Raw genomic sequence first — 16,010 nt, forward strand, 5'->3', positions numbered from 1 at the left:
GGGCCGACGTCGGACCCCGTTAGCCTCAAGGCGACATCCATTTCATCGAGGCGTGGCCGCCAGCGGCTGATTGAGGGGACACGACGTGCGTGTTGGTGTGGTTGGTTGTGGGCAGTTCGCCGGGAGCTTCGCCAACCTGTGGCATCTCCATCCCGACGTGGAGCAGGTCTGGGTCACCGACCTGCAGCCCGATCGGGCTGAGGCGCTGGCAGCCCGGCACGGCTTCGCCGGGACGATGGCTTCGTACGAGGAGATGTTGGGGTCCGACGTCGACGCGGTGGCGCTGATGACCCAGCGCTGGACGCACGGTCCGCTCGCCGCAGAGGCGCTGCGGGCGGGCAAGCATGTCTACTCGGCCGTCCCGATGGCGGTGTCGGTCGAGGAGGTCAAGGCGATCATCGACGCGGTCACCGAGACGGGCAGGACGTACATGATGGGAGAGACCCACTACTACTACCCGGTTGCCGTGTGGGCCAGGCAGGCTCGCGCCGAGGGACGCTTCGGGCGGCTGTTCTACGCCGAGGGGGACTACACCCACGACATGGACCACGGCTTCTACGCCGCCTACCAGTACTCCGGCGGGGAGGACTGGAAGGCGACCGCCTCCTACCCACCGATGCTGTACCCGACCCACGCCGTCGGTGGCGTGCTGGGGGTCTGGGACACCCGGATCGCCAGCGTGAGTGCCCTCGGATCGATCGACGACCGCGGAGACGGCGTGTTCGATCGTGACGTGTCGCTGTTCGACAACGACTTCTCCAACATGACGGCGTTGTTCGAGACCGTCGACAACGGGATGATCCGGACCAACGAGTTCCGCCGGGTCGGGCAGGGAAGCAACGGCTTCGACTCGTCCTTCCGCTACGTCGGCACCGACGGGGTGCTGGAACAGTCCGGCTTCGGCACCCGGTACGTGAGTCGCACCGAGACTGTCGACCTGACCGACGACCTGCGGACGGCACCCCGTGTCACCTCCGACGACACCCCACAGGTCGATGCCGCCCTGGTCGAGGACTTCACCTCCGGGAGTGCACGGGTGCAGGACCGGTCACGACTGCCGAAGGAGTATGACGGGGCCCACAACGGGCATCGGGGCTCGCACCACTTCCTGGCCGACGACTTCGTCCGCGCTGTCGTGGCCGGCAAGCAGCCGCCGGTGAACGCGTGGCAGGCAGCCCGGATCAACCTCCCGGGCATCATCGCGTGGGACTCCGCACGTCAGCACGGCGCGCGGCTCCCCGTGCCGGACTTCGGTGACTGCCCGTTCGAGATCGTCGACACCACCAGCCGACGTCGTTGAGCGCAGGCCGAAGGCATGAAAAATCCTGAGCCCCGGCACCGTGTCAACGATGTCGCGACTCAGGAGAATGGTCGGGGTGACAGGATTTGAACCTGCGACCTCTTCGTCCCGAACGAAGCGCGCTACCAAGCTGCGCCACACCCCGGCAAGGGACAACCGCCCCTTGAGCCTTGACGAGTGTAGCCGATCGGACGCCGCGATTCACATCGACGAGGTCCGGTCGAGACGGACGCGCCGGCTCAGCGCGGCACCAGCTTCAGCAGGCTCACCTCGGGGCGGCAGGCGAACCGGATGGGGGCGTAGGGCGACGTGCCCAACCCCGCCGAGACGTGGAGGTGCGCCGTACGACCGGATGCCCGGTGGGACGACAGACCCTTCACCCGTCCGGTGTCGAGGTCGCAGTTGGTGACCAGCGCGCCGTAGCCCGGCACGCACACCTGGCCGCCGTGGGTGTGGCCGGCCATGATGAGGTCCGCCCCGTCGGCGGCCATGCCGTTCAGGACCCGCAGGTAGGGGGCATGGGTCACGCCGATCCGGAGTGTGGCGTCATCGGGGAACGGCCCGGCCACCGCGGCGTAGTCGTCACGGTCGAGGTGGGCGTCGTCGGTCCCGCGCAGTGCGATCCGCTGCCCGGCGACGTCGATCGCCACCTCCCGCTCGGTCAGGTCGTGCCAGCCGCGCGCGGTGAACTCGGCGTCCAGCTGCCGCCACGGCAGGTCACGCCGGGGGTCGGTCGGCTCGGTGGCGCCACCGGTGTGCCGATCGAGGTAGGCGAGCCAGTTGCGTCGCTTCGGTGCGTAGTAGTCGTTCGACCCGTGGACGAACACGCCCGGGACGTCCAGCAGCCGGCCGAGGCTGCGCACCACGTACGGCCAGGCCCGGCCGTCGGCGTGGTTGTCGCCGGTGTTGACCACCAGGTCCGGCTCCAGGGCCGCGAGCGAGGCGATGAACTCCTGCTTGGTGCGCTGGCCCGGCGTCAGGTGGAAGTCAGAGAGGTGCAGCACGCGGATCGGCCGGGAGCCGGGAGGCAACACCGGAACCTTCACTCGGCGTACCGTGAAGGCCCGCGCCTCCAGCATCGCGTAGCCCAGACTGCCGGCGCCCAAGGCCCCGAGCACCGCAACCGCCCCGCCGACCCGCTTCGCCACACCCATGGTGGGCAGCGTAACCGGACGGGCCATCCGTACGGAATCCGGCGGTCTTGCGCTTGCCGGGCCGGCCTGCTGCGGGAGTGGCCTGGCGCGAGTACGTTCGGGACATGGCGACCCACGATCCCGGCTCGACGACGATCAGACCGCTGACCTCCGCCACGTGGGACCTGTTCGCGGCGCTGGTGGAGCGACACAACGGCATCTTCAGCGGATGCTGGTGCATCAAGTTCCACCCCGAACGCGACGACCACGTCCCGGGCTACGACGGCAATCGGGCCTACAAGAAGTGTCTGGTCGACGAGGGCGTCGCCCATGCCGCGCTCGTCGTCCGCGACGGCGAGGACGGCGAGGAAGCCATCGCCTGGGCTGAGTACGGGACCCCGGCAGAGCTGCCCGACATCCACCACCGGAAGCAGTACCTCGCCGAGCAGGACCTCGAGCCCGACTACCGGATCACCTGCATCTTCGTCGACAAGCGGTACCGGGGACACGGTCTGGTCACCGTCGCCCTGGAGGGGGCGCTCGACCTGATCGCGCACGCCGGTGGCGGCATCGTCGAGGGTTACCCCCACATCCCGGGGGAGCGGCGGCTGTCATCGTCGTTCCTCTACAACGGCACCAAGGCCGTCTACGAGCGCGCCGGCTTCGACTTCATCCGGCCCAAGGGCATGAAGAACACGGTGATGCGCCGCAGTGTGGCCCCAGCGCGATAGGCCTCGGTTCGCGGAAAATCGGTGCCGAGCTGTCGGATCGCGAGGATGCTGGTCGTGGAGAAGGTGAGAGGCCCCCGACCGCGGGGCCCGGCGAAGGAGATCGACGATGCCTGACTACATGCTGTCCGTGATGGCCGAGCGGGGGAAGCCGCCGTACGCCACGGAGGAGGAGACCAAGGCCGCGCACGCCGCGACCGGTGCGTTCAACGACGAACTGATCGCCAGCGGCGCCTTCGTGTTCGCCGGGGGACTGGCCGACATCGAGACCGCAACCGTCGTCGACGGCACCGGGCTCGAACCCATCACCACCGACGGGCCCTACTCCGAGGCCAAGGAGTACCTGGGCGGCTTCTGGGTGGTCCGGGCCGCCGACCTCGACGAGGCGATCGCGCTGGCCGCGGCCGGGTCCAAGGCCTGCCGCGGCACCGTCGAGATCCGGCCGTTCGACAGCGTATGACGCCGCCCGGGTCGGCCGACCGGCCACCCGACGATGCCGCGATCGGCGACATCTTCCGTGAGGAGTACGGCCGCGTGGTTGCGACCCTGGTGGGCCGCTTCGGCGACATCGACCTGGCCGAGGACGTGGCCCAGGAGGCGTTCGTCGAAGCGATCCGTCGGTGGCCGGAGCAGGGCCTGCCGCCCAACCCGGGCGGCTGGCTCACCCTGACCGCCCGCAACCGGGCGATCGACCGGCTGCGCCGCGATGCGGTCGGGGACCAACGGCAGCGGCAGGCCCACCACCTCCAGGAGCCGACCATGGACGACCCGGCGGATACGGCCCTGGGCGACGCCTCGTCCCTGACCGACGACCGCCTGCAGTTGATCTTCACCTGCTGCCATCCGGCGCTCAACATCGACGCCCGGGTGGCGCTGAGCCTCCGGTTGTTGGGCGGGCTGGCCGTACCCGAGATCGCAGCCGCCTTCCTCGTACCCGACACCACCATGGGGCAACGGATCACCCGAGCCAAGAAGAAGATCAGGTTGGCGAAGATCCCGTACCGGGTCCCGGCGGATCATGAACTGCCGCAGCGGCTGCCGGGCGTGCTTGCCACGGTCTACCTGATCTTCAACGAAGGGTACGTGCCGACCGCCGACCGTGAGGAACGCGCCGACCTTGCCGCCGAGGCGATCCGGCTGGGTCGACTGCTGGCCGAGCTGATGCCCGACGAGCCGGAGGTGCTCGGGCTGCTCGCGCTGATGCTGTTGATCGAGTCGCGCCGACCCGCCCGGATCGTCGACGGCGTCCTGGTCCGGCTCGACGAGCAGGACCGCAGCCGCTGGTCGCGTTCCCTGATCGACGAGGGGCAGCTACTCGTACGGCGTTGCCTCGCCCGGGGACGTCCCGGCCCGCACCAGCTGCAGGCGGCGATCCAGGCGATCCATGCGCAGGCATCGTCGGCGGCCGACACCGACTGGCACCAGATCAAGATCAACTACGACATGCTGTACGCGATCGCCCCGTCCCCGGTGATCGCCCTCAACCGGGCCGTCGCGGTGGCCGAGGTCGCCGGCCCCGAGGCCGGGCTGGCAGCCATCGACCCGCTTGCGGCCGAGCTCGACCGGTACGGTCCGTTCCACGTGGCGCGGGCTGATCTGCTGCGCCGGCTGGATCGGCCCGCCGAGGCCGTGGTCGCGTACGACCGGGCACTGGCCACCATCACCAACCCGGCCCAGCTCCGGCACCTCCGGGGGCGACGGGCCGAGCTCGACCGCTGACACCGGGCGCTGCGCCGGTGCGCCGTGGGAGACTCTGACCATGGCCGAACTCAAGCAGCAGCTGCGCAACGACATGACCGCCGCGATGAAGGCGCGGGACAAGGTGCGGCTGCGTACCCTGCGGATGGTGCTGACCGCCATCAGCGAGGCCGAGGTGTCGGGCAACGCCACGGTCGAGCTGACCGATGAGCAGGTCCGAGACGTGCTGATCAACCAGGCGAAGCGTCGCCGCGAGGCGGAGCAGGAGTTCCGCACAGCCGGCCGCGACGAGCTGGCCGACGCCGAGCAGGAGGAGGCCGCCGTCCTGGCCGACTACCTGCCGCAGCCGCTCACCGAGGCTGAGCTCGCCGAGTTGGTTGCGGCTGCCATCGCCGAGACCGGCGCCAAGGAGCTCGGCCCGCGGGGGATGGGCCCGGTGATGGGCAAGCTGACCCCACAGACGAAGGGGCGCGCCGACGGCAAGGCGGTCGCGGCCGAGGTCAAGCGCCAGCTCAGCGCCTGACACCCGCGCACCGCCCAACGCCGCACCACCACAAAGCCCCCACACAGCCAGAACGCGCCGGCCGGGACTCGTCGTCCCGGCCGGCGCGTTCTTGGTTACCCGCCAACCGGCTTCGTCAGCCACCCCCGGAGGGCTTGGCGCCCGGCTTCTTGGGCTCCTCGGTCTTCTTCGGGGGTGCCGGTGGCTCGGTCTTCTTCGGAGGCTCTGGCTCCTCGGTCTTCGGCGGCGTCGGCTTCGGCTTGGGCTTCGGCTTGGGGGGCGGTGGAGGCGGCGGCGGTCCGGCGGAGAACACCAGCTGGATCGTCGAGCCCTCTTCGCGTTTGGTGCCTGGCACCGGGTTGAGCCCGAGGAACGTACCCTTGCCGCTGCGGTGCACCCGGCTGACGCTCACGGTGACGAATCCGGCCTGGGCCAGCTTGGTCCGGATCTCCGACACGCTGAGACCTCGGATCGACGGCACCTCGACCATCCGCGGCGGCGTGATGACCTTGGGCGGCTCGACGAACTTGGTCTTCGGGCGACCCCTGAGGGCTGCCGTCATCGCGGGCTTGTAGATGCCCATGCCGGCGTCACCACCACCGGTGGCCTCCAAGTACGACCCGTTCTCCAGTCGCAGGCCCTTGATGCCGCGTCGCTTGCCCGGCCCGAAGATGCCCGAGGTCTTGTCGGCGGCGATCATCGCGATCCCGGCGACCTCCGGGGTGTAGCCGGCGAACCAGACCGCAGCCCCTTCCTCGGTCGTACCGGTCTTGCCTGCCTGGTCGGGGAAGCCACTGATCGCGGCGCGGCTGCCGGTGGCGTCCATCACGCCTTCCAGCATCTTGGTGACGCCGTCGGCGACCTCGGGTCGCATCACCTGCTTGCAGTTGCCGTCCGGGACGTCGAAGGCCTTGCCCTCCTTGGTGGTCACCGACTCCACGATGTGCGGCTCGCAGTGCTTGCCGCGCGCCGCGAACGTGGCGTACGCCTCAGCCAGCGAGAGCGGGGCGATCTCGACCGGGCCGAGGGTGAACGACGGCAACTTCGACATGTCCTCGAAGGTGGCACCCGGGGTGCTCAGGTCGATCCCGGCCGCCTCGGCCATCCGGACCGTGTTGCACAGCCCGGCGCGGTGCTCCAACTGCACGAAGTAGGTGTTCACCGAGTACGCCGTCGCCTGCGCCATGCTCATGCCGCTGGCGTTGCTCCGCGTCGAGTTGGAGACCTTCCACTCCTCGGTCAACGTGAAGTTGCCGGTGCACGACTGCCAGCTATACCCGGAGAAGTCCATCGACTTGGGCGACTTGAACTTTCGGTCCATCTGCACCCCGTTGTCGAGGGCCGCGGCCAGCGTGAACGCCTTGAACGTCGAGCCGGCCTGATAACCCTCCGCGCCGCCGAACTGCGGCGTGACGGAGTAGTTGTAGTAGGTCTCGCCGGCCTTGGAGTCGTTGCCCATCGTGTGACGGTTCTGCGCCATCGCCAGGATCAGCCCGGTGCCGGGCTCGATGATGTTGGCGACCGAGATCAGCGGATCGGTCGGGCCGACCAGGTCGCTGATCGCCGCCTGCGCCGCATCCTGGGTCTTCCGGTCGATCTTGGTCTTGATCACCAGGCCACCGCGGTAGAGCAGTGCACGCCGCTCGTCGGGGGTCTCGCCCAGGCTGGGCGTCTGCAGCAGGGTGTGGCGTACGTAGTCACACAGGAACGGGTACTGGCTCGACTCGCAACCGTTCTTCAGCCGCTGCACCTTCTTGGCGTCGAAGTCGGTCTTCTTGGCCTCTTCCGCCTCGGCGCTCGAGATCAGTCGGAGCTCGGCCATCCGGTTGATCACGACGTCACGGCGCTCCATCGCGAGCCGCTTGGCGCTGATCGGGTTGACCGCATCCGGGTTCTGGACGAGCCCGGCGAGCATCGCCGCCTGCGGCAGGGTCAGCTTCTCGGCGGTGGTGTTGAAGTAGAAGTGGGCGGCGGCCTCGACGCCGTACGCCCCGTTGCCGTAGTACGCGATGTTGAGGTAGCGCTCGAGGATCTCGTCCTTGCCCCGGTACGGCGGCTGGCTGAACTTCTTCTCCAGCGCGATCGCGTAGCGCAGCTCCTGGATCTTCCGCGCGTACGTGGTCTCCTGGGCCTCCAACACGCCCTTGGGGTCGTTGTTCAGCGCGGCCCGCTCGATCTGCACCATCTTCACGTACTGCTGGGTGAGTGAGGAACCGCCCTGGGTCGAGCCGCCGGTGGTGTTGCGGACCAGCGCACGCAGGGTCGCCTTCGGGTCCATCGCGCCGTGCTCGTAGAACCGGTGGTCCTCGATCGCGATCTGCGCCTGCTGCATCACCGGCGCGACCTTGTCGAGCGGGACGTACACCCGGTTCTCGTCGTAGAAGTTGGTCAGCACGCTGCCGTCCCCGAGCAGGACGGTCGAACGCTCGGCCTGGGGTGGGGTCTCGAACTCGACCGGCAGCTTCTGCAGTTCGTCGACCGCAGCCTTGCTGGTGACGCCGGCGAGCCCGGCGAACGGGACGGCCAGGCCGGCGATGAGGAGTCCGGAGAGCACGCTCACCACGACGAACATGACAGCCGAGTAGAGCACGCCACCGACGCGCTTGGGAGTCACTGGCATGGGCCCCAATGTACGGGCTGGGCGCAAGTGGGTCGAACTCCCGCGGTGGGGCAGGGGGCTGCTGTGATCATAATGAGGCCTGAGTGCTCGCAACGCAGCGGAGTTTCACTCTCCGGGACAAAGCCCTACCATGGGTCCGAGCCCGCAGCCGTACTCAGCGGTAACATCCGTCTCATACGGCGTGGGTCGACCGTGAACTCTCGGCCCTGATCGGGCGGACGGAGGCAGATGGTGACATCGCAGGCTGTGGCGGCGTCGGGTGTGGAGCACTGGACGCTGCTCGCGAAGTGCCGGGGCAGTGAGGACGCGTTGTTCTGCGAAGGTGCGGAACAGAAGCGCGCCCGTCAGTTCTGCGACGGCTGCCCGGTCCGGGCGGACTGCTTGGCCGAGGCCCTCGACAACCGCATCGAGTGGGGCATCTGGGGTGGCATGACCGAACGGGAACGCCGGTCCCTGCTGCGCAGGCACAGCCGCGTCACCTCCTGGAAGTCCGTGCTGCTGGAGCAGGACTCGCAACCCCGCTGATCACAAGCTGGATGACGTCTCGACGGGCGTTGAGCGGGCGGGTCAGAGCGAGTCGCCGAGCAGGTCGCCCACGGTCGCCAGCGACTCGATGTCGTACACGTCGTGGACCAGGGCAGGCACCAACCGGAGCGGGATGTCGCCGTGGGCGGCGGCGAACCGCTCGATCCGGCCCAACTCCTGGTCCCGGACCCGGCTGACCCGCGCATGTCGGGTCAACGCGACCGCCTCGGGTGAGTCGGCGGGCAGGTCCTCGGCCAGGCTGAGCGCCCGCTCGGCCGAGATGGACACCTTGGTCGTGTGGACCCGGTTGACGATCACCCCGGCCAACGGCATCTTCTCCTCCGACAGCCGGCTGGTGAAGTAGGCGGCCTCCCGTACGGTGTCCCGCTCGGCGGTGGTGACCACGCAGAACCGGGTGTGGTCCGAGGACAACTGCCGCAGCGTCAGCTCCGCCCGCTGCCGGAACCCGCCGAACAACGTCTCGAACGCGTTCGCGAAGGTCTGCACGTCGGTCAACACCTGTGCCCCCAACACCTTGCTCATGGTCGACAGCACGATGTTGAACCCGGAGCTCATCATCCGCAGCGGCCCCTTCGCCGGCGCCAGCAGCAACCGCAGGAACCGGCCGTCCAACAACTCCGACAGGTGCTCGGGTGCGTCCAGGAAGTCGAGGGCCGACCTGGCCGGCGGGGTGTCGACGATGATCAGGTCCCAGCGGCCGGTCCGTTCGGCCTCGGCGTGCAGCTGGCCCAACTTCTCCATCGCCATGTACTCCTGCGTCCCGGCGAACTGCGTCGACAACGCTTGGTAGAACGGGTTCGCGAAGATCTGGGCCGCCTTCTCCGGGGTCGCCTGCGACAGCACGACCTCGTCGAAGGTCCGCTTCATGTCGAGCATCATCGCGTCCAGGGTTCCGGTCGCGCCGTCGGCGAGCAGGTCGCCCAGGTCGACGGTGCGCGGCGTGTTGTCGAGCTGGCCCACCCCCAACGACTGGGCCAGTCGCCGCGCCGGATCGATGGTCAGCACGGCGACCTTCCGGCCGGCGACCGCGGCCCGGACGGCCATCGCCGCAGCCATGGTGGTCTTGCCGACACCGCCGGCGCCGGTGCAGATCAGGATCCGCACCCCTCGGTCGGTGATCAGCGCGTCGACGTCGAGCGTCGGACTCTTCGCGCCCGGCACGGCAAGCCTCCCGACGGTCATGTCGCCACCTCCTCGGGCAGCTGCTCGGCCAGCCGCTGTGCCAGCGACCAGACCGTGGTCTCGTCGATGTCGTACGGCTCACGTGGCAGTCGGACGGTCGGGACGTGCAGGTTCTTCAGCCGGTCCAGAGCGTCCTCCTCGTCGAGGATCCGGCTCGCCTGGTCACCGAACTCCTGTTGCAGGGCAGCAAGATCGGCCCGGTCCAGGGCCGGGATGTCGAGGGTCAACCTGCCCTCCCGGGCCGCCACGAGTTGATCATGGGGCAAGGGTGTGGTGGTGGTCTGGTTGGCGATCACGGTGCCGACGGTGATGCCGGTCGGGTTCAACTCCGAGACGGTCTCGACGGTCTCGGTCACCGGCATCTCCTCGGGCAGCGTGACCAGGTGCACCACCGTCCGATCGGAACGCAACATGTTCATGATCGAATCGGCCTGCTTGCGGATCGGGCCCACCTTGGCCAACCCCGAGACCGCGTCGTGCACGTTGAGGAAGCGCGTCACCCGGCCGGTGGGCGGGGCGTCCAGCACCACGGCGTCGTACGCATTCGGGCGCCGCTTCTCGCCGCGTCGCACGGCCTCGTACACCTTGCCCGTCAACAACACGTCACTCAGCCCGGGAGCGATCGAGGTCGCGAAGTCGATCGCGCCGAACTTGTCGAGCACGCGGGCGGCCAGGCCCATCCGGTAGAAGGTGGCGAGGTACTCCAGCAGGGCGTCCTCGGCGTCGATCGACAACCCGTGCACCTGACCACCGGCGGGCGTGCGCAGCAGTCGCGGCTCCTCGGCACCCCGCAACGCCCGGCGACCGAACAGGCCACTGATGCCTTGTCGCCCCTCCACCTCGCACAACAGGACGCGCCGGCCACGGGTCGCCAGCGCACAGGCGAGGGCGGCGGCGACGGTCGTCTTCCCGGTGCCCCCCTTGCCGCTGACCACGTGCAGGGTGTGCCGTGGGCCCCTCACCGAGGCTGCTCCAGCCCGGTGACACGGATCCCGCTGTGTGCCCGGTAGCGTCGATTGATGGCGATCAGGTTGGCGGTCAGCGCCTCGACCTGGCCGGCATTGCGGAGCCGCCCCGCGTAGTGGCCGCGCACCCCCGGCAGGTGTTCGGCCAGTGCCTGACCGATCGCCACGTCGTCACGGTCCTCGCCGAGCACCAGCACGTCACAGTCCAGCGAGGTCACCGACTCGTCGGCGACCAGCGGCGCCGAGAGGTGGTGGAAGGCGGCGATCACGCGGGAGCGCGGCAACAGCTCGGCGGCCTCCTCGGCGGCGGACCCGGCGGGTACGGCCAGCGCGTACGGGCCGCGCTTGTCGAAGCCGAGCGGGTTCACGCAGTCGATCACGAGCCGGTCGGCCAAGGTGTCGGCGAGTCCGGCGAGCAGGGCCGCATGGCCTTCGTACGGCACCGCGACCAGGACGATCGGGCACCGGGCGGCCGTCGGATTGTCGACACCCACGAGCCCGGGGGTCGCCAGTTCGGCGGCGATCGTGGCGGCCCGCTCGGCGTCGCGCGAACCCAGTGCCACCGACAGGCCGGCACGGGCGAACCGCACCCCCAACGCCCGCCCGAGCGGGCCGGTGCCACCCAGGATGCCGACGGGGCCGAGGGCCTCGGGCTGCGTCATGTGCTGGTCTCCTCTGCCACGCCGTGACGGTGCTGCCGCCACGGTGCTGCGACGGTCCGGGAACACCGTTCGGGCACACTTTGCGGTTCCCCCATCGTAGCCCTGTCCATGATCACCGAACTTCCTCTATCGTGACTGGAGAAGAGCGGCCCTTCGACCAGGGAGGTCGTGATGGAATCGCCGTACACCGTTGTCGTGGGCGTCAGCCCCACTTCGAAGTCGCCGACCGCGTTGCAGTGGGCGGTCGCGCAGGCCCGGCTGAACGAGGGCCGCGTGATCGCGGTCCGCGCCTGGCCCGGTCATCCACCGATGGCCGACCCGGGGGCACTCTCCGGTGGCCGGGTGCCGACCGCCGCCACGGTGGAGGCCGAGTTGCGGCGGCAGTTCGTCTCCGACGTCGCCGACGTGCTCGGCGCGGACCACGACGTGGAGCTCCAGCTGGTCCGGGGCGGCCGACGCAAGGCGTTGAACGCGGCCGCCCGGGACGCCGACCTGTTGGTGGTGGATGCCCCGCAGGCGTTGACCACCGGGCCGATGTTTGCGCACCGGGTGATCTATTCGGCCGCCTGTCCGGTCGTGGTGATGCCGCCGCAGATCGCCGGCGCACCGCCGACCTGGCGGCAGCATCTGACGTCGGTGTTCGGCCGCGAGGCGTTCCACCGCAGTCGGCCGACCGCCGCCCGGCCACCGGACTGAGCTGCGGCCAGGCCGTACGGGGGACGTCATGGAGGAACCGGGGGCACCGCGCGACCGCGAGTTGAACAGTGCCGACCACCTGGCGTTGATGGCCGGGCATGCCGCCCACAACTACGCCCCGCTCGACGTGGTGATCGCGTCCGGGGAGGGGGCGTGGGTGACCGACGTGGACGGCCGGCGTTACCTGGACGCGTTGGCCGGCTACTCGGCGTTGAACTTCGGGCACCGCCACCCACAGTTGATCAAGGTCGCGGTCGACCAGCTGCACCGGTTGACGTTGACCAGCCGAGCCTTCCACGCCGAGCCGCTCGGCCCGTTCTGCCGAGCCCTGGCTGGGCTGACCGGCAAGGACATGGTGCTGCCGATGAACTCCGGGGCGGAGGCCGTCGAGACCGCTCTCAAGGTGGCGCGGCGATGGGGCCACGACGTCCGTGGCGTCGCCCCCGACCGCGGCACGGTGATCGTGATGGACGGCAACTTCCACGGGCGGACGACCACGATCATCTCGTTCTCCACCGACGAGGACTCCCGCCGCGGGTTCGGCCCGTACACCCCCGGCTTCACCGTCGTGCCGTACGGCGACGTCGAGGCGATCCGGCAGGCGATCACCGACGACACCGTCGCGGTGCTGCTGGAGCCGATCCAGGGCGAGGCGGGGGTGATCATCCCGCCCGACGGATTCCTGCGGGAGGTCCGCGAGCTGTGCACCCGGGACGGTGTGCTGCTGATCGCCGACGAGATCCAGTCCGGGCTGGCGCGCACCGGCCGTACCTTCGCCTGCGACCACGAGGACGTCGCGCCGGACGTGTACGTGCTGGGCAAGGCGCTCGGTGGCGGCATCATGCCGGTGTCGGCGATCGCGGCCGACCGGGCGGTGATGGACGTGATCACTCCCGGTTCGCACGGCTCCACCTTCGGTGGCAACCCGCTGGCCGCCGCGATCGGACACGAAGTCGTACGCATGCTGTCGACCGGACACTGGCAGCAGCGGGCCACCGAACTGGGGGCCGTGCTCACCGCCGGGCTGCAGTCGCTCACCGACGTCGGCGTCGTGGCCGTACGGTCCCGCGGCCTGTGGGCCGGCGTCGACATCGACCAGACCCTGATGTCGGGCAAGGAACTGTGCCGACGGCTGGCCGACCGGGGCGTGCTGGCCAAGGACACCCACGGGTCGACGATCCGGTTGGCGCCACCATTGGTGGTGGAGGACGCCGACCTGGAGCTGTTGGTCGACACGCTGCGTACCGTCCTCGTCGCGGCCGGATGACCCGAACCCCACCCGGTGAACCGATGCTGTCGCCCGGGAGCCGGTCTCAGTAGGCTCCTCGACATGGACGCGGAGCCGACACGGCGCTTCAGCCCCCGACGGGTGATCATGGTGGGTGCAGCTGCCGTGGTGGTGATGATCACCGCGGTCTGCCTGTTGTCGCCGTGGCCGGCCACCCTGGTGATCCGTGCCGTCTTCGACAACGGGGCACAGCAGCTGCGCGACCAGATGCGACGCAACCAACCCGAGCTGCCCATCGAGTCCCGGCACGACGTACCGTACGGCGACGGCCGCGACATGATCATGGACGTGTTCCGCCCGGGCGGGCAGACCGAGCCGTTGCCGGCGATCGTGTGGATCCACGGTGGTGCGTGGGTCTCCGGCAGCAAGGCGGACGTCGCGCCGTACCTGGAGCTGCTGGCCCACGACGGCTACGTCGGGATCGGGCTGAACTACACCCGCGGCCCGGAGGCCACCTACCCGACCGCGGTCGAACAGCTCAACGCCGCGCTCGCCCACATCAGCGCCAACGCCACCGAGTACGGCGTCGACCCCGACCGGATCGTGCTCGCCGGCGACTCCGCCGGTGCACAACTGGCGAGCCAGCTCGCGACCTTGATCACAAACCCCGACTACGCGCGGCTGGCGGAGTTGGCTCCCGGCATCGGGGCGTACCAGCTCGCCGGGGTCGTGCTGCACTGTGGTGTCTACGACCTGGCCGCGCTGTCGCTGACCGACGGCATCGTCGGCTGGGGTTTCCGGACCGCCATGTGGGCCTACACCGGCCACCGGGACTGGGACGAACGCGCGGCCGTCGACATGATGTCGACCAAGAACTGGGTGACGCCCGACTTCCCGCCGACGTTCATCTCCGGTGGCAACGGGGACGGGCTGACCCGGCCGCAGTCGATGGCGATGGCGCAGGCGCTCTCCCACCACGGGGTCGAGGTGACCGAGCTGTTCTTCCCCGACGACCACGAACCGTCGCTGCCGCACGAGTACCAGTTCCACCTGGACCTGGCGGATGCGCAGCTGGCGTACGAGCGGACCCTCGGGTTCTTGGGGTCAGTGACGGCATGAGCTCGGGGTCGGCCAGCTGATCGGGGTGGGGTGGGTCGCCGTAGGGTGTGGGGCATGACGAAGTGGGAGTACGTGACGGTGCCGGTGCTGGTCCACGCGACCAAGCAGATCCTCGACAACTGGGGTGCCGACGGGTGGGAGCTGGTGCAGGTCGTGCCGGGCATGAACCCGGAGAACCTGGTGGCCTACATGAAGCGGCCGATCCCGTCGGCGGAGCAGGGGTCGTGAGCCAGGCGACCGCCCGGTTGGCCGAGCTCGGGTTGTCGCTGCCCGAGGTGGCCACCCCGGTCGGGGCCTACGTTCCGGCGCTGCGGTCGGGCAACCAGGTGCTCACCTCCGGGCAGTTGCCGGTGGTGGACGGAACCCTGCTGCATCCCGGCAAGGTGGGGGACCAGGTCACCGTCGAGCAGGCGTACGCGGCGGCGCGGGTCGCCGCGCTGAACGCGGTCGCTGCCGCGGCATCGGTCGCCGGTGGCCTGGAGGCCATCAGCCGGGTGGTGCGGGTGATGGTGTTCGTGGCCAGTTCGGCCGACTTCACCGATCAGGCCCAGGTGGCGAACGGGGCCAGCGAGCTGGTCGGCGCGATCTTCCCGGGTGGCCACGTGCGCAGTGCGGTCGGGGTGGCGGTGCTGCCGAAGAACGCACCGGTCGAGGTCGAGCTGGTGGTGGACGCCCCGGAGCAGCCGCGCGCGGTGCCGGTCACTCGCGCCTGAGCTGCACGGTCGGGCCCGATCCGATACGAGCGGTCAGCCGATCCTCACCAGCCGATGGAGGCCAGGTAGGCCCGCGACTCACGGACGCAGTCCATCGCGTCGCGGCCGTAGGTGTTGTCCTGCTCGATGAAGAAGAAGTCGGCGCCGGCCTTCTCGGCGGCCGGCATCAGCGCGGGCCAGTTCATGTTGCCCTGCCCGACCTCCGCGAACTGCACGATCTCGGAGAACAGCCGCATGTAGCCGGCCATGTCGCCGTTCTTGCGCATCTCGATCGCTTCGGGCGGCAGCGGGGTGACCCGGTAGTCCTTGACGTGGATCAGCTTGCACACCCCGCTGTAGGCCTCGAGCATGTCCAGCGGCGCCATCCCGCCACGCTGCACCCAGTGCAGGTCGACCTCGAACTTCATCGACGGCGCGACCCGGCGGACGATGTCGAAGATCCGCTCCCCGTCGAACTGGGCCAGATCGACGTGGTGGTTGTGGTAGCAGAGCGTGATGCCCTCCTCGGCGAGCCGTGCGGCCACCGGCTCGCAGGCCGCGGCGAACGCCTCGGTGCCCTCCTTCGTCGACATCGCCTCGGCCGGCATCATGCCGATCCGCAGGTAGTGGGTGCCGAGCCGCTTGCAGTCGGCCACGATCTTGTCGTAGTCGCGGTCGAGGGCGTCGGTGTTGGGGCTGGCGGTGGCCGCCTCCAGGGCGACGCTCAACGCGCCGACGGTCAGCCCGAGTTCGGAGACCGCACGCTCCAGGGCGGCGGTGTTCTCCTCCGACATGGCGATCTGGGACACCTCCACCGCCTTCAGGTCGGCGGCGACGAACTCCTCCAACAGCGGGTACATGCCCTCCTTGGCGACTCGGTCCTTGAACATCATCATCTGTACGCCCAGTTGTGCCATGGTGTGCACCCTTCCGTGAGGT

General features: G+C 69.5%; 17 protein-coding genes and 1 tRNA gene. 11 read left to right on the forward strand and 7 right to left on the reverse strand.

Annotated elements, in window-relative coordinates:
• The first annotated feature begins 85 nt into the window (after nt 1-85).
• Nucleotides 86-1,300: a Gfo/Idh/MocA family protein gene (locus tag ACQBAU_RS02065; protein WP_465255368.1), complete on the forward strand. Its 1,215-nt coding sequence runs from the start codon at nt 86-88 to the stop codon at nt 1,298-1,300.
• A gap of 68 nt (nt 1,301-1,368) precedes the next feature.
• Here ACQBAU_RS02065 and ACQBAU_RS02070 read toward each other — a convergent pair.
• Nucleotides 1,369-1,445, reverse strand: a tRNA-Pro gene (locus ACQBAU_RS02070).
• Between the two features lie 94 nt (nt 1,446-1,539).
• Nucleotides 1,540-2,454, reverse strand: coding sequence for a metallophosphoesterase (locus ACQBAU_RS02075; RefSeq protein WP_434548637.1), 915 nt, complete (start codon nt 2,452-2,454; stop codon nt 1,540-1,542).
• 104 nt (nt 2,455-2,558) lie between these two features.
• Between ACQBAU_RS02075 and ACQBAU_RS02080 the strand changes: the two genes are divergently transcribed.
• The 4 genes from ACQBAU_RS02080 (at nt 2,559) to ACQBAU_RS02095 (ending at nt 5,382) form a co-directional block, all read left to right on the forward strand.
• Nucleotides 2,559-3,164, forward strand: a complete 606-nt coding sequence (locus ACQBAU_RS02080; RefSeq protein WP_434548636.1) for a GNAT family N-acetyltransferase — start codon at nt 2,559-2,561, stop codon at nt 3,162-3,164.
• Between the two features lie 106 nt (nt 3,165-3,270).
• The gene (locus ACQBAU_RS02085) at nt 3,271-3,621 is read left to right on the forward strand and encodes a YciI family protein (RefSeq protein ID WP_434548635.1); all 351 of its coding nucleotides are present in this window, start codon (nt 3,271-3,273) and stop codon (nt 3,619-3,621) included.
• Nucleotides 3,618-4,880 carry an RNA polymerase sigma factor gene (locus ACQBAU_RS02090; RefSeq protein WP_434548634.1) on the forward strand — a complete coding sequence of 421 codons (1,263 nt, stop codon included), beginning with the start codon at nt 3,618-3,620 and terminating at the stop codon, nt 4,878-4,880. Before ACQBAU_RS02085 ends, ACQBAU_RS02090 begins: the two co-directional genes overlap by 4 nt.
• Before the next feature lie 40 nt (nt 4,881-4,920).
• Nucleotides 4,921-5,382 (forward strand): GatB/YqeY domain-containing protein, encoded by a 462-nt coding sequence (locus ACQBAU_RS02095; protein ID WP_434548633.1) that lies wholly within the window; start codon nt 4,921-4,923, stop codon nt 5,380-5,382.
• Nucleotides 5,383-5,497: 115 nt separating this feature from the next.
• Here ACQBAU_RS02095 and ACQBAU_RS02100 read toward each other — a convergent pair whose 3' ends face one another.
• Complete coding sequence (locus ACQBAU_RS02100) at nt 5,498-7,981, reverse strand: transglycosylase domain-containing protein (RefSeq protein ID WP_434548632.1); 2,484 nt, start codon at nt 7,979-7,981, stop codon at nt 5,498-5,500.
• A 228-nt stretch (nt 7,982-8,209) separates the two neighbouring features.
• Here ACQBAU_RS02100 and ACQBAU_RS02105 point away from each other — a divergent pair, with 228 nt between their 5' ends.
• A complete protein-coding gene (locus ACQBAU_RS02105) occupies nt 8,210-8,506 on the forward strand; it encodes a WhiB family transcriptional regulator (RefSeq protein WP_434548631.1) in 297 nt (98 codons plus the stop codon).
• Nucleotides 8,507-8,548: 42 nt separating this feature from the next.
• On the opposite strand, the gene ACQBAU_RS02110 is transcribed toward ACQBAU_RS02105, so the two are convergent.
• The 3 genes from ACQBAU_RS02110 to npdG are packed head-to-tail and all read right to left on the reverse strand — an operon-like array spanning nt 8,549 to nt 11,336.
• On the reverse strand, nt 8,549-9,709 hold the full coding sequence (locus tag ACQBAU_RS02110) for an ArsA family ATPase (RefSeq protein ID WP_434548630.1): 1,161 nt from the start codon (nt 9,707-9,709) through the stop codon (nt 8,549-8,551).
• A complete protein-coding gene (gene bagA, locus ACQBAU_RS02115; protein WP_465255367.1) occupies nt 9,706-10,671 on the reverse strand; it encodes an ATPase BagA in 966 nt (321 codons plus the stop codon). The genes ACQBAU_RS02110 and bagA overlap by 4 nt, the downstream gene beginning before the upstream one ends.
• Nucleotides 10,668-11,336 carry an NADPH-dependent F420 reductase gene (gene npdG, locus ACQBAU_RS02120; protein WP_434548628.1) on the reverse strand — a complete coding sequence of 223 codons (669 nt, stop codon included), beginning with the start codon at nt 11,334-11,336 and terminating at the stop codon, nt 10,668-10,670. The genes bagA and npdG overlap by 4 nt, the downstream gene beginning before the upstream one ends.
• Before the next feature lie 171 nt (nt 11,337-11,507).
• On the opposite strand from npdG, the gene ACQBAU_RS02125 reads away from it, so the two are divergent.
• The 5 genes from ACQBAU_RS02125 (at nt 11,508) to ACQBAU_RS02145 (ending at nt 15,092) form a co-directional block, all read left to right on the forward strand.
• Nucleotides 11,508-12,032: a universal stress protein gene (locus tag ACQBAU_RS02125; RefSeq protein WP_465255366.1), complete on the forward strand. Its 525-nt coding sequence runs from the start codon at nt 11,508-11,510 to the stop codon at nt 12,030-12,032.
• A 28-nt stretch (nt 12,033-12,060) separates the two neighbouring features.
• Nucleotides 12,061-13,299, forward strand: coding sequence for an ornithine--oxo-acid transaminase (gene rocD / locus ACQBAU_RS02130; RefSeq protein ID WP_434548626.1), 1,239 nt, complete (start codon nt 12,061-12,063; stop codon nt 13,297-13,299).
• Nucleotides 13,300-13,362: 63 nt separating this feature from the next.
• A complete protein-coding gene (locus tag ACQBAU_RS02135) occupies nt 13,363-14,379 on the forward strand; it encodes an alpha/beta hydrolase (RefSeq protein ID WP_434548625.1) in 1,017 nt (338 codons plus the stop codon).
• A gap of 54 nt (nt 14,380-14,433) precedes the next feature.
• Nucleotides 14,434-14,607, forward strand: coding sequence for a DUF4177 domain-containing protein (locus ACQBAU_RS02140; protein WP_434548624.1), 174 nt, complete (start codon nt 14,434-14,436; stop codon nt 14,605-14,607).
• Nucleotides 14,604-15,092, forward strand: a complete 489-nt coding sequence (locus ACQBAU_RS02145) for a RidA family protein (RefSeq protein ID WP_434548623.1) — start codon at nt 14,604-14,606, stop codon at nt 15,090-15,092. The genes ACQBAU_RS02140 and ACQBAU_RS02145 overlap by 4 nt, the downstream gene beginning before the upstream one ends.
• Before the next feature lie 44 nt (nt 15,093-15,136).
• Here ACQBAU_RS02145 and ACQBAU_RS02150 read toward each other — a convergent pair whose 3' ends face one another.
• Nucleotides 15,137-15,988, reverse strand: coding sequence for a sugar phosphate isomerase/epimerase family protein (locus tag ACQBAU_RS02150; RefSeq protein WP_434548622.1), 852 nt, complete (start codon nt 15,986-15,988; stop codon nt 15,137-15,139).
• Between the last annotated feature and the right edge of the window lie 22 nt (nt 15,989-16,010).

It is taken from the genome of Carbonicoccus niuqiaonis (genome assembly GCF_050157065.1).
Lineage (GTDB): Bacteria > Actinomycetota > Actinomycetes > Propionibacteriales > Propionibacteriaceae > Avipropionibacterium.

Excerpts from the sequence above, each read along its gene's own strand:
- ACQBAU_RS02075 (WP_434548637.1), bottom strand. The coding sequence starts at position 2,454 with ATGGGTGTGGCGAAGCGGGTCGGCGGGGCGGTTGCGGTGCTCGGGGCC.
- ACQBAU_RS02080 (WP_434548636.1), top strand. The coding sequence starts at position 2,559 with ATGGCGACCCACGATCCCGGCTCGACGACGATCAGACCGCTGACCTCC.
- ACQBAU_RS02085 (WP_434548635.1), top strand. The coding sequence starts at position 3,271 with ATGCCTGACTACATGCTGTCCGTGATGGCCGAGCGGGGGAAGCCGCCG.
- ACQBAU_RS02090 (WP_434548634.1), top strand. The coding sequence starts at position 3,618 with ATGACGCCGCCCGGGTCGGCCGACCGGCCACCCGACGATGCCGCGATC.
- ACQBAU_RS02095 (WP_434548633.1), top strand. The coding sequence starts at position 4,921 with ATGGCCGAACTCAAGCAGCAGCTGCGCAACGACATGACCGCCGCGATG.
- ACQBAU_RS02100 (WP_434548632.1), bottom strand. The coding sequence starts at position 7,981 with ATGCCAGTGACTCCCAAGCGCGTCGGTGGCGTGCTCTACTCGGCTGTC.
- ACQBAU_RS02105 (WP_434548631.1), top strand. The coding sequence starts at position 8,210 with ATGGTGACATCGCAGGCTGTGGCGGCGTCGGGTGTGGAGCACTGGACG.
- ACQBAU_RS02110 (WP_434548630.1), bottom strand. The coding sequence starts at position 9,709 with ATGACCGTCGGGAGGCTTGCCGTGCCGGGCGCGAAGAGTCCGACGCTC.
- npdG (WP_434548628.1), bottom strand. The coding sequence starts at position 11,336 with ATGACGCAGCCCGAGGCCCTCGGCCCCGTCGGCATCCTGGGTGGCACC.
- ACQBAU_RS02125 (WP_465255366.1), top strand. The coding sequence starts at position 11,508 with ATGGAATCGCCGTACACCGTTGTCGTGGGCGTCAGCCCCACTTCGAAG.
- rocD (WP_434548626.1), top strand. The coding sequence starts at position 12,061 with ATGGAGGAACCGGGGGCACCGCGCGACCGCGAGTTGAACAGTGCCGAC.
- ACQBAU_RS02135 (WP_434548625.1), top strand. The coding sequence starts at position 13,363 with ATGGACGCGGAGCCGACACGGCGCTTCAGCCCCCGACGGGTGATCATG.
- ACQBAU_RS02140 (WP_434548624.1), top strand. The coding sequence starts at position 14,434 with ATGACGAAGTGGGAGTACGTGACGGTGCCGGTGCTGGTCCACGCGACC.
- ACQBAU_RS02150 (WP_434548622.1), bottom strand. The coding sequence starts at position 15,988 with ATGGCACAACTGGGCGTACAGATGATGATGTTCAAGGACCGAGTCGCC.